Raw genomic sequence first — 15,638 nt, forward strand, 5'->3', positions numbered from 1 at the left:
CGAGCCTCTCAGTGCCCGGCGAAGGCCTCGGCGAGCCACCAGGATCCGCCGTCGTTCGTGATCTTGGCGTCGATGACCAGCGGGCCGGACGGTTCGGGGGAGTCGAGTGAGGCGACCCAGCGTCGAACCTCGTCGAGGTCGTCGAACCCGGTGACCGTCACGCCCGTCGCGCCGTGGCCGCGGGCGATGGCGGCGATGTCGGTCTCGGGGAAGGTCACCGTCGTCATGTCGGCGTCGCCGAAATGGTGTACCTCGGCGCCGTACGCGGAGTCGTTGTAGACGATCACGACGAGCGGAAGTGCCAGGCGGACGGCGGTTTCCAATTCGGAGATCGCCATCAGGAAACCGCCGTCACCGGTGCCGAGGACAGGCAACCGGGCGGGTTGGGCGATCGCCGCGCCGATGGCCGTGCCCAGTCCGACGCCGATCGACTGGAATGCCTGGGTGAAGCAGAAGCCGAACTCGTCGGGCACCGACAGATGCGTCGACGGGTACCCCATGAAATTGCCCGAGTCGATGGACAGGATGCGGTCGGCAGGCAGGATCTCGTCGAGAGCAATGCTCAACGCGCGCGGATCGATTCGGCCGTCGACAGGCTCGGCGGTGACCGGGACGTCCTGCCACCGCGCCGACGCGGCGATCCGTTCGGCCACATCATCGGTCCGGTATCCGTTGTGCGACAGCGGATCACCGGAAAGTGCGGCGAGCGCGTCGGCAGCGGTTGCTGCGCAGTCTCCCACCACGCCGACGTCGACCGGGCGGTGCGCGCCGATCGCCTCGACCTCGACATCGACCTGGGCCACCACGGTCTGGTCGCCGATGAGCCGGCCGTGCCGCATCGTCCACATGTTGAGCGCGCATCCCCACCCGACGATGAGGTCGGCGCCGGCGATGAGCTCCGCGGTCGTCGGCGACGAGAAGCCGCCGGAGATGCCCAGCGAGAACGGATTTCCGGCGAAGAGGCCGTTGGCGACCGCCGACGTGGCGAGCAGCGCACCACTTGCCTCCGCGAGCTCCGCGATCTGCGGACCGGCCTCACGACCGCCCCGTCCGGCGACGAAGACCGGCCGGCGGGCCGCGCGAATCGCCGCGACGAGGGTTTCCGCCGACGCGGCGTCGGGCCGGATCCGCGGTGCCCCGAACGAAGCGGCGACCGGCCCGGGCACCTCGACCGGTGCCGCGGCCACGTCGATCGCGATGTTGAGCACGACGGTCCGGCGCTGGGTCACTGCGGTCCGGTACGCCCGGGTCACATCGGCGACCACGGTGTTCGGGCCGTAGACGCGGTCGCTCACCGCGCCCACGCTCGTCGCCAGTTCGTCCTGGTCGATCCGGAAGTTCGACTGCAGCGCGGCAGCCGGGGCGTCGGCGGTCAGCACGATCATCGGGGTACGACTCTTCGCCGCCTCGCCGATGCCGGTGACCGCGTTGGTCAGACCGCAACCCTGGTGCACCGTCAGCACACCCACCCGTCCAGACATGCGCGAGTAGGCGTCGGCCATGGAGGCCGCGCCACCCTCGTGGCGTGCCGCGGTGAATCCGACCCCGCCGGCGCGCAGCGCGTTGGTCATGACGAAGTTGCCGCTGCCGACGACCCCGAACGCGTGACCGACGCCCAGATCGGCGAGAACACGGCCCGCGACGTCGGCGACCGTCGGGCCGTACGTTGTCGCTGAGGCCGTCACGCCGATCAGCTCTCGACGATGGCCAGCACCCGCGACGGGCTGCCGGTACCGCCGACGATCGGGAGCGGACTGACGACGATCACGGCACCGGTGGCGGGCAGCGCACCGAGGTTCCGCAGCGAGGTGAGGCCGTACTTGTCGTTTCCGAGGAAGTGGTAGTGGACGGGGAAGGCCGGCTCGAAACCACCTGCGAGACCTGCGTCGACACCGACGGTCTCGACGCCGAGTCCGGTGATCTGCCGCTGCACGGCCAGCCACTCGGCGCATTCGACCGAGACGCCCGGGGTGTGCGAGCCGGTCTCGTCGGCGTTGAGGAACTCCGCTTCCGACCCACCTCGTGATTCCCATCCGGTGCGCAGCAGGAGCCAGGCACCCGGCAGCAGTTCGCCGTGCTCGGCCTCCCATGCTTCGACGTCGGCGACCTCGAGCAGATAGTCGGGGTTGTCGGCGACCTTCGCGGTCAGGTCGAGGACGGCTGCCGGACCGATCAGCCGCTGCACGGGGATCTGGGAGACGTCGTCACCGTCGCGACCGCTGATCCAGTGGATCGGTGCGTCGAGGTGGGTGCCGATGTGCTCGCCGGTGTGGATGTTGTTGTGCCGCCAGTATGGTCCGGGTTCGTTGTAGGCGCTGACCTCTTCGAGGCTGAAGTCGATCAGGTTCGCGAACGGGGCCGGCAACCGCAGGGCTGGGGTCGAACTCGACAGCGGGGTGGTCAGGTCTATCACCCGGAGGGATCCGTCGGCGAGGCCGGTGAGGAAACCGGGCAGGGCGGTGGCGGTCACTTGCGCGCGCCCCGCCAGTTCATGCCCCAGCCGTAGGCCTCGTCGATCTTGTCCTGAGCGCCTCGGATGTAGCGCACCTCGCGGTTGATCACCAGTTCGCCGCCGCGGTTCTCGAGCAGCGCGATGGCGCAGGAGATCGCGGACTGGTCGGCCTCGTCGAGTCGGACCTCGATCTGCGGTCCGCTGACCGGCGACAACGTGACGACGCCGTTGGCGCTGGCCCAGTTCGGCGTGCCCTCGTAGATGTAGGCGAAGATCAGGATTCGACGGATTCGGTTCGTGGCGGCGAGGTCGATGTACATGTTCTCGCCGCCGGCGCCGCTCCGGTCATCACCGTCGAGGTAGATGATCGGCTCCCCGTCGCGGGGAGCCCGGAACGAATTGCCCAGGGCCTGGACGATTCCCTTGCTGCCGTCGGTGAATTCCCACAGGCAGGCGAGGTCGAGGTCGATGCCCTTGGCCTTGCGGAAGAAGCCGCCGCCGGAGGAGTTCGCGGTCCAGCTGAGGTTGACGCGCACCTGACCGGTGGCCGCGCCCTGCTTGCTCAACGAGATGCTCGGCGCCGACTTGGTCAGCGTGATCTTGGAGAGCGACACCGGCTGGGCCGGCGGCTGCTGGCCGTGACCCGGAGCCGGAGGCTGTGCGGGCGGTTGCGGGGGTTGGGCTTTCGGGCGCTTGGTGTAGTCGATCCCCATCAGGTTTCCTCATCTCGTCGTGGGCGGCATCGTTGTCGGTCGCGGTGATCTGCTGCCCAGGGTAGTGGAGCTGCGACCTCAATCCGCCTGAGGAGCGAGCGTCCGCCACAGGAACTCGAACGCGAGCGCGGACTTGAACGCTGCCTGTTTGTTGTCCGCGGCGCCGCCGTGGCCGCCCTCGATGTTCTCGTAGTAGAGAACCTGGTGACCGCTTTCCTCCAGCCGCGCAACGAGTTTGCGGGCGTGGCCGGGATGGACGCGGTCGTCGCGGGTGGACGTCGTGACCAGGATCGGCGGGTACGAGGCGCCGGGATCGATGTTCTGGTATGGCGAGAACGGCTTCATGAACTCCCACTGTTCGGGATCGTCGGGGTCGCCGTACTCGGCCACCCACGACGCGCCGGCGAGGAGCAGGTGATAGCGCTTCATGTCGATCAGCGGGACCTGACACACCAACGCGCCGAAGAGTTCCGGGTATCGGGTGAGCATGACGCCCATGAGGAGTCCGCCGTTGGAACCGCCCTGTGCGCCCAGCTGTTCCGGAGTGGTGAGGCCCCCGTCGACGAGGGCACGTGCCACGGCGGCGAAGTCCTCGTACACCTTGTGGCGTCCGGCCTTCTGCGCCTGCGTGTGCCACGACGGACCGTATTCGCCACCGCCGCGGATGTTCGCGATGACGTAGATGCCGCCGCGCTCGATCCAGTTCTTGCCCGATAACGAGAGGTAACTGGGTGTGAGCGAGTTCTCGAACCCGCCGTAGCCGTAGAGCAGGGTGGGACCGCTGGTCACCTCCCGTCGACGGATCACGAAGTAGGGAATCTGTGTTCCGTCGTCGGAAGTGGCGAAATGCTGCTCGGCGATCACCGATTCGGAGTCGAAGTACGTCGGGCTGCGCTTGATGACCTCCGGCGCGGTCCCGTTGCTGTGCAGGAGGCTCGGCGGATCGGTGAACGAGGTGGCCATCCAGAACACCTCGTCACTCTCGTCCGGATCGGTGTCGAGCACGGACACGGTGGCGAGGCCCGGGAGGCCCGGGAAGTCGATGACCTCCCAGCTGCCGAGCTTGCGCACCTCGACCATGGTGTGCACGTCGTGCAGCGTCACGATGATGAGTTGCGAACGCGTGTAGGCATAGTCGACGAGACTCGTGTGGGCATCCGGGGTGAACAGCACGGTCGGCTCGCGGCCACCGGCCCGGTAGTCGTCGTAGTCGAAGGCCAGCAGGGTGCCCGGCGCATGGGTCGTACCGTCGACCGTCCACTCCGACCGCGTCATCACCAGCAGCCAGTTCATCCGCACACCGGCGTGGGCATCGGTCGGGACGTCGATGAGTTCCGTTTCGCCGTCGCGTAATTCGAACATGAGCGAGTTGAAGAAGTCCGTCGAACGCAAGATGAAATGTCGCTCGAAGCCGGGGGTGTCGTCGTAGATCGCGTGCACCGACACGTCGCTCTTCTCGCCGGCGAAGACGGTGGTCGCGGCCTCCAGCGGGGTGCCCCGCGACCAGCGTTTGACCACGCGGGGATAGCCGGAGTCGGTCAACGACCCGACGCCGTCCGGTTGATCGCCGAAATCGGTTCCGACATAGACGGTGTCGCGGTCGATCCAGCGCACACTCGACTTGTTCTCCGGCAAGGAGAAGCCGTCGGTGATCCACTGCCGCGTCGGGATGTCGAACTCGCGGATCACGCTCGCGTCGGCACCGCCCCGCGACAGCGAGACCAGCGCGCGTTCGTACTCGGGACGGAGCACCGTGGCCCCCGACCACACCCAGTTCTCGTCCTCGGTGCGCGCGAGTTCGTCGACGTCGAGGATGATCTCCCACTCGGGCGCATCGGTCACGTAGGACTCCAGCGTCGTCCGCCGCCAGAGCCCGCGGGGATTGGTCGCGTCGCGCCAGAAGTTGTAGAGGAACCCACCGCGACGCCGGACGAACGGAATCCGGTCGTCGGTGTCGAGGATCGCCAGCGCCGACGCCTCCATGTCGCGGAAGCGGTCCGACGACGAGAGCTTCTCGACGGTCGGGTCGTTGTGGGAGCGTACCCAGGCCAGCGCGTCGTCGCCGGTGACGTCCTCGAGCCAGAGGAACGGATCGTCGGTGTCGGTGCTGGTGGAGATGCCGTCGGCGTGCTCGGTCATGGCGTCCAACTTACGCGGGACGGGTGCAGGTCACCGCCGGTGCGGGACCCGCCCTCGTCACGTCTGTGCCCATCCAGGCCGAAATCGTGCCGGTGGACCACGGAATGTGCACGTCAGGGCGTCTTCGCGGTATCTTTCTCCGCGAGGATGAGGAGATCCGCATGCCCACTACCGATTCGGTCCCTGTCCGACGCTCCGGCCCCGACACCGACTCCGCCGCGGGGCGACAATCACGATGGCGCGGCCCGGGATGGGGACGCGTGTCACTCGCGGCCTGCTCGGCCCTGTCGGTGATCGCCCTCGTCGCTGCGTGCGACACGGCCTCGTCCGGCACCGGCAACCCGCCGACCGAACCGTCGGGGGCGTCGGCGCTGGTGAACCCGAACGCCGTGGACGCGATGCCGCTACCCGACGGTGCGGTGGACAAAGCGGTCGGGCAGCTCGACGGGCTCGCCGAGTCGTTGATGTCGTCGACGGGTCTGCCCGGACTCGCGGTGGCGGTGGTGTCGGGCGGAGAGACGAAGTATGCGAAGGGGTTCGGGGTCAAGGACCTGACGACCGGGCAGAAGGTCGATCCGAACACGGTCTTTCAGCTCGCGTCTGTGTCGAAGTCGGTCGGATCGACGGTGGTCGGCGCGGCGGTCACCGACAAGACGGTTGCCTGGGGCATGCCGATCGTCGAGGGGCTGCCCTGGTTCGCGCTCGCCGAACCGTACGTCACCCGGACCGTGACCGTCGGCGACATGTACTCGCACCGATCCGGTCTGCCCGATCACGCCGGCGACAAGCTCGAGGACATGGGCTACTCGCAGACCGAAATCCTCCAGCGGCTTCGGTTCATGCCTCTCGACCCGTTCCGGATCAGCTACGCGTACACCAACTTCGGTGTCACCACCGGTGGTGAGGCAGTCGCCGCGAAGGCGGGCAAGGACTGGCCGACGCTGTCGCAGGACCTCATCTACGGGCCGCTGGGCATGACCAGCACCAGTTCCCGCTACGCCGACTTCGAGAAGCGGGCCGACCGAGCCGTCGGGCACATCAAGATCGACGGCAAGTGGGCCAAGACCGACATCCCCCGTGACCCCGACGCCCAGTCGCCGGCCGGCGGGGTGAGCTCCACGGTCAACGACATGGCCGTCTGGCTGAAGATGGTTCTGGCGCAGGGCAAGCACAACGGCGCCGAGATCGTCGCGCCGGACGCCCTGCTGCCGGCGGTCTCTCCGCAGATCGTGTCCAACCCGCCGGCGTCGCCGGACGACCGTGCCGGGTTCTACGGGCACGGCTTCAACGTCGGCGTCACCACCGATGCGCGCACCCAGTTCAGCCATGCCGGCGCCTTCGCCTCGGGTGCTGGAACCTCGTTCTCGATCCTGCCGTCCGCGGACACGGCGATCGTGGTGCTGTCCAACGCCGCACCCATCGGGGCGGTCGATGCACTCGCCGCGGAGTTCATGGATCTCGTGCAGTTCGGTGAGATCCGCAGCGACTGGCGTGCGCTGTACGCCAAGGCATATGCGCCGCTGAGTGTGCCCAGCGGCGACCTCGTCGGAAAGCAGGCACCGGCGAATCCTGCTCCGGCCCAGCCGTTGCCGACATTCGTCGGCACATATGCCAACGCAGTCTACGGACCGGCCGAGGTCGTCGAACGGGACGGCAAGCTGTTCCTCGAGATGGGTCCCGGTGGAGTCCGCAAACACGAACTCGCACACTGGGATCGGAACATCTTCACCTTCACCCTGCACGACGAGAACGCCGAACTCGGCAGCATCTCCCAGGTGACCTTCGACGGCCCGAAGATGACGATCGAGTACTACGACGACGAAGAGAGCGACGGGGTCTTCCTGCGCAGCTGAGGCCGGTTCAGCGGCCCGTCCGGCCGTCGACGCCCTCGCGGATGATGTCGAGATGGCCTGCGTGGCGGGCGGTCTCCTCGATCATGTGGGTCAGCGCCCACCGCATCGACGGTGAGGATCGTCGGCCGGCGGCCCTGGGCGCGGGCTCGCCGAGGTCAGCGTAGGCCTCGATGACCGCGTTCGCCTCGGCCACCGCCTGCCGGTAGCCGGCCTGGATGCCGGGCACCGTATCCGACTCCCCGCAGGTGAACGTCGCCTTCCAGTCGGCGGTGTCCTCGCCGAGGAAGAAGAACCGTTCGACGAAGGTCAGGTGCCGCACCAGCCCGAGGAGGTTGGTGCCCGACGGCACGGCGGCTGCGCGCGCGTCGGCCTCGTCGACACCGTCGAGTTTCGACACCGCCGACGAGCGCAGGTAGTCGAGGAAGCCGACGAGAACTTCCTTCTCCGTTCCGCCGGTCGCCGGCGGCGGTGTGTCCTTGCGGCGAGGAGCCATGGGGTCACCATAGGCGGGAGCACGGCGCACTTGTCGCGTATCGGTGCGGTCGGCGCCACGACACGCGACAGCTACCGCGGCGTCAGCTGGCCGGGCCGCTCACCGACGACGAGACCGCGAGGGGATCGGGCACCTCGCCGGTGCGGATCGGGCACCGCGTGTGCGAGTAGATCGTCGGCATGCAGAGGTTGCAGTGCACGCACTTCGACGTCGTCGACGGGTCTGCGGCGATCCGCAGCGGCAGATCCGGCTCACGGAGGACCGCCCGGCCCATCGCCATGAATTCGAACCCCTCGGCCATCGCGGTGTCCATCGAGGCCCGGTCGGTGATTCCGCCGAGCAGGATCATCGGCAGGTCGACGGCCTTCCGCAGTTCCCGCGCGAGCGGCAGCAGGTAGCCGTCGTGGTACTGATAGTGCTTGAGGAAGATCGGCGCGAAAGCCTTGAGCCCGTACTTCATCGGACCGGAGAAGGCGGCGGCGAACTCCTTGCGCGGCGCCTCGCCGTGGAACAGGTACATCGGGTTGAGCAGCGAGCTGCCCGCGGTGGGTTCGATGGCGTCGAGATGGCCGTCGGACTCCAGCAGCTGCGCCACCTGGCAGGCCTCGTCGACGTTGAAGCCGCTGAGCTTGGCGCGGCCCTTCGTTCGTGCCTCCGGCGACCGTTCGATGTCGGGCTTGCCGACGCCGTCGTAGGTGTTGAGCTTCACCCAGATCGCGGCCTCGTCCCCGACCTCCTCACGCACGCTCTCGACGACCTCGCGTGCCATACGCGCGCGGTTGACCAGGCTGCCGCCGTACCCGTCGCGGCGGTGGTTGAGCAGGGGAGACAGGAAGCTGGAGATGAGATAGTTGTGGCCGCAGTGGATCTCGAGCCCGTCGAAGCCGGAGTCGACGGCGATGCGGGCGGCCTGCCGGAACTTCACCCGCAGCTCGGCGATGTCGGAGACGCTCGCCTTGTGGGTCAACGACATCCCCATCGGCGCGGGGATTCGGCCCGGACCCCAGGCCTTGGCACGGTTCGACACCGAGTTCGCGACCGCGCCGGCGTGGCCGAGCTGTGCGGCGGCGAGTGCGCCTTCGGAGTGGATGGCGTCGGTCAGCTTGCGCAGTCCGGGCATCGCCTCGGGACGCATCCAGATCTGGTGGCGGTCGGTGCGGCCCTCCGGTGAGACCGCGCAGTAGGCGACGGTGCTCATCGCGACACCGCCGGCCGCGACCTCACGGTGGAACTCGACGAGTTCGTCGGTGACGAGCGCGTCGGGCGTCATGCCCTCGAAGGTGGCGCACTTGATCAGTCGGTTCCGCAGGGTGAGCGGGCCGAGCTGTGCTGGGCTGAACGGTCCGGCGTCGGGGCTGTCCACGTCGGTTCCTCTCAATCGGTTTCTTGTTCGGACGGGCTGGGGTCTGGTGGCGCCGACAGTCCCGCGGTGACGAACCCCGCGAGGGCGTCGACGGCCTGGGCGTCGAGTGGCTCGGAGCTGCCGAAGCGCAGGAGGATCAGCTGGAAGGCGAGTGCCCAGCGGCGCCGTGCCGCGCGGGAGGGCAGTCCGGGGATGGCGTCGAGCAGGAGGTCGGCGAACGGATCGAGGCCGAACCACCGGGCGGTCCAGCCGACCGTCGGGTGGGTCAGCACGAACCGCGACAGCAGGCGCAGGTGTAGGTGCCCGGTCGGATCGCACTGGAGATCGACGAACGGCGCGAGCAAGACGTCGACGACGTGGCGCACCGAATCGTTCTCGGGATCGATCGAGGCCAGCGCGTCTGCCCAGCACGGTGCCAGCCGGGATTCGAGAAGGGCGATGGTCAGATCGTCCTTGGTCCCGAAGTGGTAGTGCACGGCCGCGGGGTTTGCGTCGGCGGCGGCGCAGATCGCGCGGACCGACACCTTGTCGTAGCCCTCGGCCAGGAACAACCGTTCGGCGACGACGAGCAGGGTCTCGCGGGTACCGGGCGAGCCGGTCCCGGACGGCGTCGCGTCGGTGGTCTGGGTCACAGTGGGATGGAACCACAGATCAAACAGCGTTTCAAACAGTGATTGAAATCGTGGTGGTGTTACCAGGGAGTAGCGGGACGGACTGCGACGGACCATCGACGGGACGTAGGGTGGCAGGCGTGGCTGAACACTTTCAAACAGTTGTATTGGGTGCAGGTCCAGGTGGGTACGTAGCCGCGATCCGGTCGGCTCAACTGGGCATGAAAACCGCTGTCATCGAGGAGAAGTACTGGGGCGGTGTGTGTCTCAACGTCGGATGTATCCCGTCCAAGGCGTTGCTCCGTAATGCCGAACTGGCACACATCTTCAATCACCAGGCCAAGACCTTCGGCATGAGTGGCGACGTGTCCTTCGACTTCGGCGCGGCGTTCGACCGCAGCCGCAAGGTCTCGGACGGCATCGTCAAGGGCGTCCACTACCTGATGAAGAAGAACAAGATCACCGAGATCGACGGTTACGGCGTGTTCACCGATGCCAAGACCATCAAGGTCCGCGGCGGAGACGCATCTGATTCCACAGATCAGGAGATCACCTTCGACAACGTCATCATCGACACCGGCTCGACCGTGAAGCTCCTGCCGGGCGTCGAATTGTCGGAGAACGTGGTCACCTACGAAACCCAGATCCTCACCCGGGAGCTGCCCGAATCCATCGTCATCGTCGGCGCGGGTGCCATCGGTATGGAATTCGGCTACGTGCTCGCCAACTACGGCGTCGACGTCACCATCGTCGAGTTCCTCGACCGCGTCCTGCCGAACGAGGACGCCGACTCGTCGAAGGCCGTCGCCAAGGAATACAAGAAGCTCGGCGTCAAGCTGCTCACCTCCACCAAGGTGCAGTCGGTCACCGACAACGGCGACAGCGTCACCGTCAGCTACAAGGACGCCAAGGACAAAGAAGGCGAGCTGACCGTCGACAAGGTCCTCATGTCCGTCGGTTTCGCCCCCCGCGTCGAGGGTTTCGGTCTGGAGAAGACCGGCGTCGAACTCACCGATCGCGGCGCGATCGCCATCGACGACCACATGCGCACCAATGTCGAGGGCATCTACGCCATCGGTGACGTCACCGCCAAGCTGCAGCTCGCCCACGTTGCCGAAGCGCAGGGTGTGGTGGCTGCCGAGACCATGGCCGGCGCCGAGACGATGACCCTGGGCGATTACCGCTTCCTGCCGCGTGCCACCTTCTGCCAGCCGCAGGTCGCGTCGTTCGGTCTCACCGAGGCGCAGGCCAAGGACGAGGGCTACAACGTGAAGGCCACCACGTTCCCCTTCACCGCCAACGGCAAGGCGCAGGGTCTCGGTGAGACCGCGGGCTTCGCCAAGCTGGTCACCGACGCCGACACCGACGAGCTGCTCGGCGGCCACGTGGTGGGTGACGGTGCGTCCGAGCTGCTCCCGGAGATGACGCTGGCCCACAAGTGGGATCTCACCGCCAAGGAGTTGGCCCGCAACGTGCACACCCACCCGACGATGTCGGAGGCGCTGCAAGAGACTTTCCACGGCGCGATCGGGCACATGATCAACCTGTAGAAGTCCACTTCGCAAAGTGAGGGATTCGTGCCGGAAAAACGGTATGAATCCCTCATTTTGTTTGCGTGGTTCCGGCGAGTGGCAATTTCGTGCCTATTCCGAGGAACAAATCTGCGCATGAATGCGGGACCCGGTGTGAGGTTCTCCCTCGGATGCCGGGAAAAGAATGAATACACGGTATAACCAAAAGTCATGACCACAACGATCCTTCACAATGCTCGCCTGATCGACGGGACCGGCGCCGACCCGATCGCCGACGCGGTCGTCGTGATCGACGATGGCAAGATCGCCTACGCCGGTGCGGCTTCCGGTGCCCCGCAGATCGACGAATCGGCGAAGCCGGTGAAGGTGGATGTCGGGGGCAACACCGTGACCCCCGGGTTCTTCGACTGCCACGTGCATCTCTCGCTGCCGGGCACCAAGGGCTCGCCGATCATGGCCGCGATGGTGCCGGCGTCGTACCGTTTCTTCGAGCTCATCGACCGGCTCAAGACCACCATCGAGGCCGGTGTCACCACCGTCCGCGACCTCATGGGTGTCGACGTGGGCGTCCGCGACGCCGTCGCCCACGGTCTGGTCGCCGGCCCGCGTCTGCTGGTCGCCGACAAGATGCTCAGCCAGACCGGTGGTCACGCCGACTTCCACATCCCGTCGGGCCTCAGCGGAACCGGCCTGATCGGCGGTGAGCTGGTCGACACCGTCGACGAGGCGCGCAAGGCCGTCCGCGAGCTGCTCCGCAGCGGCGTCGACGTCATCAAGGTCGCCTCCAGCGGCGGTGTCTCCTCGCCCAGCGACGATCCGGACTGGCTGGGTGCCCGCACCGAGATCGTCGCCGCGCTGGTCGAGGAGGCCGAGAACTACGGCGGACGCAAGGTCGCCGCGCACGCGATCGGTTTCCTCGGTATCCAGGCCGCCGTCCAGGGTGGCGCGCACTCCATCGAGCACGGGTACGCACTCACCGACGAACTCCGGACGGAGATGGTCGAGCGCGGTCAGTTCCTGGTCCCCACTCTGATCGAGACCCTGAAGCCGGACACCGCGACGCCGCAGGCGGTCGCCAAGTCCGAGAAGTGGCACAAGCTGGCTCACGAGTCCATCGCGGCGTCGGTCGAGGCCGGGATCAAGGTCGCCGTCGGCACCGACGCCGGTCTGGTCCCCGACCACGGTGCCACCCTCGGCGAGCTCGGCTGCCTGGTGAAGTTCGGTGGCATGACCCCGATGCAGGCGATCGTCGCCGGCACCAAGACCTCCGCCGAGCTCTGCGACGTCGCCGACAAGCTGGGCACCCTGGAGGCGGGCAAGCTCGCCGACGTCGTCGTCGTCAAGGGTGATCCGCTCGCCGACATCGACTCGCTCGCCGACCACGACAACATCCTTCTGGTCCTCAAGGAGGGCAAGACCGCTTCCAACCGTGGCGGTTACGCGGTCTGATCGGTTTCGACCGACGCATCTCGCGAGAGCCGTCCATTCGCTGAACGACAGACGAATAGGACGCACGTCAGCGAGTGCATTCTCGGAGAATTCGACGAGAAACGGACTGCGCGGGGGCGGGCTACGCTCGGAACGGTGAGTGCCGACGAGCGTGCCCGGGAATGGGAGTTGCCATGGCAGCTCGACGTCCGTGGCACCGTCGGCCATCTCCGACGCGGAGCCGGCGACCCCACGTTCGTCTACGGCAACGACGGGTCGATCTGGCGTTCGGTGCAGACCCCCGACGGGCCCGGCACGGTGACGCTGCGCATCGACGGTTCGCGGGTGCTGGGACGCGCCTGGGGGCCCGGCGGCGACTGGTTGCTCGAGCAGTTGCCGGACTTCCTCGGCGCCTCCGACGAGCCGGAGGCGATGGCGGTGCACGACGACGTGGTCGCCGGACTCGTCCGTCGCTCGGCGGGCCTGCGGATCGGCCGCACCGATCGGGTGTGGGAGGCGCTGGTACCGGCGATCCTCGAGCAGAAGGTGGTCGGGGCGGAGGCCTTTCGCGCCTGGCGATATCTGGTCCGACGCTTCGGCGAGCCGGCGCCGGGTCCGGTACCCGGCACGATGCGTGTACCGCCGCCGCGGGCCGCGTGGGCGGACATCCCGTCGTGGGAGTGGCACCGTAGCGGCATCGAACCCGTGCGCATGCGCACGATCCGCGGGGCGACCGCGATGGACGTCGAACGTCACCACGATCGGCTCCGGCTCCTGCGGGGCGTGGGGCGCTGGACCGAGGCGGAGACGCGCGCCCGGGCCGTCGGCGACACCGATGCGGTGTCGGTCGGCGACTATCACATCCCGACGCTGGTGGGCCTGACCCTCATCGGCGAACCGGTCGACGACGCGGGCATGCTCGAGCTACTGGAACCCTATGCCGGACAACGGCGTCGGATCATCAGGATGGTGGAGCTGCACGGCGTCCGGCGAGAACGGCGCGGACCGCGGATGACGGTGCGCGACTACCGGTCCTTCTGACCCGGAACGTCAGCGAGACACATCCGAGGACGAAGAGGGCCACCGCGACCGCGCCGCAGTAGAGCAGCCCGCCGGTGGGACCCCACGGCGGCATGAATGCGAGTTCCTGCCCGGTGCCGAAGGTTCCGTTGAGGAAGGGCATGTACTGCTGCAGCGTGTAACCGTCGGGAACCAGGCTGATCGCGTTCTCGATGACGTACGTCCAACCGAGGAGGGCCACAACGGTTCCTGCCGGGTGTCCGATGATCGCTGCGAGTCCGATGCCGATCCCGACGGTGAACACCGCGAAGACGGGTACCGCGATCAGGAAGCGGAGGCCCTCGGGTGAACCGATGTCGACGCCGCTGTAGACCTTCGGGAAGAAGGTGGGCAGGATCGCCATGACCAGCGCGACCAGTGCGGCGCTGCACAGCGCGGCACCGACGCCGTAGGCGATCCACCGGGACACCAGACCGGTCCAGCGCCGCGGGTAGAGGTGGCGGGCGAGTTCTCCCAGCGCGCCGCGCTCGGCGGTCGCCTGTGCGTAGGCGGCGACGACGGCCCAGATCATCACGGTGAAGGTGATGACCCAGTAGACCGAGTTGGTGGTGGTGACCGAGGTGACCTGGATGCTCCCCGAGATCGACGCGAATCGTTCGGCGACGGTGGCGACGCCGAGGGTGATGACAAGGGGTAGCAACACCGCGCCCGGGATCAATCCGTAGAGCAGGATGCTGCGTGCACCGCCGACGCGGGTGAGTTCGGCGCGTGTGCCGCGACGTATCTGGCCCGCGACGCCGGCGAGTGTGGTGGTCATGCGATGACTCCTGCCGGGGTGTGCCCGCCCACCGCGGCGAGGTAGGCCTCCTCGAGATCGGCGTGCCCGCCGACGAACTCGGTCAGCGGCGCATCGGCCGCGATCCGGCCGGAGTCGAGCACGACGACGCGGTCGGCGGTGCGGGCCACCTCGTCGAGGTGATGCGAGGCGATGAGCAGGCGGCGGCCGTCGCCGGCGAGATCCTGCAGAAGTCCTCGCAGCCAACGGATGCCGTCGATGTCGAGACCGTTGACCGGCTCGTCGAGTATGAGGGTCCGCGCATCGCCCAGGAGGGCGGCAGCGATCCCGAGTCGCTGGCGCATGCCCAGGGAGTAGTCGACGACGCGGCGGCCGGCGACGTCGGTGAGTCCGACGAGGTCGAGCACCTCGGCGACCCGGCCGGTCGGGATCCCACCGGCCCGTGCCAGCCAGGTCAGGTGACGCCGTGCGCTGTGGCCGGGGTGGGCGTCGTCGGTGCCCAGGTGCATACCGATCACCGTGGACGGTGAGTCGAGTTCGGTGAATCGCTTGCCGTCGATCAGGATTCGGCCCGACGCGGGAGGTATGACGCCGCAGATCGTCCGTAGCAGCGTCGTCTTGCCGGTGCCGTTGCGGCCGAGAAGGTAGACCAGCTCACCGTCGTCGACGCGGGTGGTCACCCCATCGAGAACGGCCTGCCCGCCCACTCGGACGGACAGGCCGCTGATGTCGAGCACGGCTACTAGGCGTTGCAGTAGATGTTCAGGCCGACGGTCTTGACGCCCTGGCACAGCGAGCCGGCCGCGAGCTTCCAGTTGCCGTCGAGCTTCTTGAACTCGATGGTCATGCGGATCGTGGGACGTCCGGCGGAGCCGCTGTTGAGCGTGGCGGTGGCGCTGTTGCCCTTCTGAACCAGCGGACCGGTCACCTCGTTCCAGCCGCGCGGCGCGCGGAAGAGGCCGAGCGAGTAGACGGTCTTGGGGACGATCACGGCATTCATCCCGCCCTCCACGTTGGCGGCCTTGGCCTGATCCGACGCCGGGGTCTCGACCAGGAACTCGACGATGTCGTTGAGGTCGGCGAGCGTCGGGCGGTCGGTGGTGACCTTGAAGTCCGGTGGGAAGGTCTTGGCGGCCGAGGCACCGCCGGTGGCCGCGACGAGCCCGACGACGGCCACGAGCGTCGCGAGCAGCGTGATGGTCATCCTGCGGATGAGATGCATGACGTGGGTCCCTCCT

General features: G+C 67.7%; 14 protein-coding genes. 4 read left to right on the top strand and 10 right to left on the bottom strand.

Going from position 1 to position 15,638, the window contains the following annotated elements:
* Window positions 1–8: 8 nt before the first annotated feature.
* From GKZ92_RS03190 to GKZ92_RS03205, 4 genes are all read right to left on the bottom strand, one after another.
* Window positions 9–1,685, bottom strand: a complete 1,677-nt coding sequence (locus GKZ92_RS03190; protein WP_006358306.1) for a thiamine pyrophosphate-binding protein — start codon at window positions 1,683–1,685, stop codon at window positions 9–11.
* Window positions 1,686–1,690: 5 nt separating this feature from the next.
* Entirely contained in the window at window positions 1,691–2,470 is a 780-nt protein-coding gene (locus tag GKZ92_RS03195; RefSeq protein WP_006358307.1) for a cyclase family protein, read from the bottom strand.
* The gene (locus GKZ92_RS03200; RefSeq protein ID WP_006358308.1) at window positions 2,467–3,165 is read right to left on the bottom strand and encodes a TerD family protein; all 699 of its coding nucleotides are present in this window, start codon (window positions 3,163–3,165) and stop codon (window positions 2,467–2,469) included. The genes GKZ92_RS03195 and GKZ92_RS03200 overlap by 4 nt, the downstream gene beginning before the upstream one ends.
* A gap of 78 nt (window positions 3,166–3,243) precedes the next feature.
* The gene (locus tag GKZ92_RS03205; protein ID WP_006358309.1) at window positions 3,244–5,304 is read right to left on the bottom strand and encodes a prolyl oligopeptidase family serine peptidase; all 2,061 of its coding nucleotides are present in this window, start codon (window positions 5,302–5,304) and stop codon (window positions 3,244–3,246) included.
* A gap of 260 nt (window positions 5,305–5,564) precedes the next feature.
* On the opposite strand from GKZ92_RS03205, the gene GKZ92_RS03210 reads away from it, so the two are divergent.
* On the top strand, window positions 5,565–7,157 hold the full coding sequence (locus GKZ92_RS03210) for a serine hydrolase (protein ID WP_035752130.1): 1,593 nt from the start codon (window positions 5,565–5,567) through the stop codon (window positions 7,155–7,157).
* A gap of 7 nt (window positions 7,158–7,164) precedes the next feature.
* On the opposite strand, the gene GKZ92_RS03215 is transcribed toward GKZ92_RS03210, so the two are convergent.
* The 3 genes from GKZ92_RS03215 to GKZ92_RS03225 all read right to left on the bottom strand — a co-directional run bounded on the left by GKZ92_RS03215 (window position 7,165) and on the right by GKZ92_RS03225 (window position 9,645).
* Complete coding sequence (locus tag GKZ92_RS03215) at window positions 7,165–7,650, bottom strand: DinB family protein (RefSeq protein ID WP_035752049.1); 486 nt, start codon at window positions 7,648–7,650, stop codon at window positions 7,165–7,167.
* An 82-nt stretch (window positions 7,651–7,732) separates the two neighbouring features.
* On the bottom strand, window positions 7,733–9,013 hold the full coding sequence (locus tag GKZ92_RS03220) for an NADH:flavin oxidoreductase (protein ID WP_006358312.1): 1,281 nt from the start codon (window positions 9,011–9,013) through the stop codon (window positions 7,733–7,735).
* Between the two features lie 11 nt (window positions 9,014–9,024).
* Window positions 9,025–9,645 carry a TetR/AcrR family transcriptional regulator gene (locus GKZ92_RS03225; protein WP_035752045.1) on the bottom strand — a complete coding sequence of 207 codons (621 nt, stop codon included), beginning with the start codon at window positions 9,643–9,645 and terminating at the stop codon, window positions 9,025–9,027.
* Between the two features lie 119 nt (window positions 9,646–9,764).
* Here GKZ92_RS03225 and lpdA point away from each other — a divergent pair, with 119 nt between their 5' ends.
* From lpdA to GKZ92_RS03240, 3 genes are all read left to right on the top strand, one after another.
* Window positions 9,765–11,174 (top strand): dihydrolipoyl dehydrogenase, encoded by a 1,410-nt coding sequence (gene lpdA, locus GKZ92_RS03230; RefSeq protein WP_035752043.1) that lies wholly within the window; start codon window positions 9,765–9,767, stop codon window positions 11,172–11,174.
* A 192-nt stretch (window positions 11,175–11,366) separates the two neighbouring features.
* Window positions 11,367–12,605: a metal-dependent hydrolase family protein gene (locus GKZ92_RS03235; protein ID WP_006358315.1), complete on the top strand. Its 1,239-nt coding sequence runs from the start codon at window positions 11,367–11,369 to the stop codon at window positions 12,603–12,605.
* A gap of 135 nt (window positions 12,606–12,740) precedes the next feature.
* On the top strand, window positions 12,741–13,625 hold the full coding sequence (locus GKZ92_RS03240) for a DNA-3-methyladenine glycosylase family protein (RefSeq protein ID WP_006358316.1): 885 nt from the start codon (window positions 12,741–12,743) through the stop codon (window positions 13,623–13,625).
* On the opposite strand, the gene GKZ92_RS03245 is transcribed toward GKZ92_RS03240, so the two are convergent.
* From GKZ92_RS03245 to GKZ92_RS03255, 3 genes are read right to left on the bottom strand one after another with little or no spacing between them, the layout of a single operon-like run.
* On the bottom strand, window positions 13,546–14,421 hold the full coding sequence (locus tag GKZ92_RS03245; RefSeq protein ID WP_006358317.1) for an ABC transporter permease: 876 nt from the start codon (window positions 14,419–14,421) through the stop codon (window positions 13,546–13,548). The two genes, GKZ92_RS03240 and GKZ92_RS03245, sit on opposite strands and share 80 nt — an antisense overlap.
* On the bottom strand, window positions 14,418–15,137 hold the full coding sequence (locus GKZ92_RS03250) for an ABC transporter ATP-binding protein (RefSeq protein WP_006358318.1): 720 nt from the start codon (window positions 15,135–15,137) through the stop codon (window positions 14,418–14,420). Before GKZ92_RS03250 ends, GKZ92_RS03245 begins: the two co-directional genes overlap by 4 nt.
* Before the next feature lie 5 nt (window positions 15,138–15,142).
* Window positions 15,143–15,622: a hypothetical protein gene (locus GKZ92_RS03255; protein ID WP_006358319.1), complete on the bottom strand. Its 480-nt coding sequence runs from the start codon at window positions 15,620–15,622 to the stop codon at window positions 15,143–15,145.
* Between the last annotated feature and the right edge of the window lie 16 nt (window positions 15,623–15,638).

The organism is Gordonia sp. 135, assembly GCF_009720185.1.
Classification (GTDB): Bacteria; Actinomycetota; Actinomycetes; order Mycobacteriales; family Mycobacteriaceae; genus Gordonia; species Gordonia alkanivorans.

Excerpts from the sequence above, each read along its gene's own strand:
- GKZ92_RS03205 (WP_006358309.1), bottom strand. The coding sequence starts at position 5,304 with ATGACCGAGCACGCCGACGGCATCTCCACCAGCACCGACACCGACGAT.
- GKZ92_RS03245 (WP_006358317.1), bottom strand. The coding sequence starts at position 14,421 with ATGACCACCACACTCGCCGGCGTCGCGGGCCAGATACGTCGCGGCACA.
- GKZ92_RS03255 (WP_006358319.1), bottom strand. The coding sequence starts at position 15,622 with ATGCATCTCATCCGCAGGATGACCATCACGCTGCTCGCGACGCTCGTG.
- GKZ92_RS03235 (WP_006358315.1), top strand. The coding sequence starts at position 11,367 with ATGACCACAACGATCCTTCACAATGCTCGCCTGATCGACGGGACCGGC.
- GKZ92_RS03215 (WP_035752049.1), bottom strand. The coding sequence starts at position 7,650 with ATGGCTCCTCGCCGCAAGGACACACCGCCGCCGGCGACCGGCGGAACG.
- GKZ92_RS03200 (WP_006358308.1), bottom strand. The coding sequence starts at position 3,165 with ATGGGGATCGACTACACCAAGCGCCCGAAAGCCCAACCCCCGCAACCG.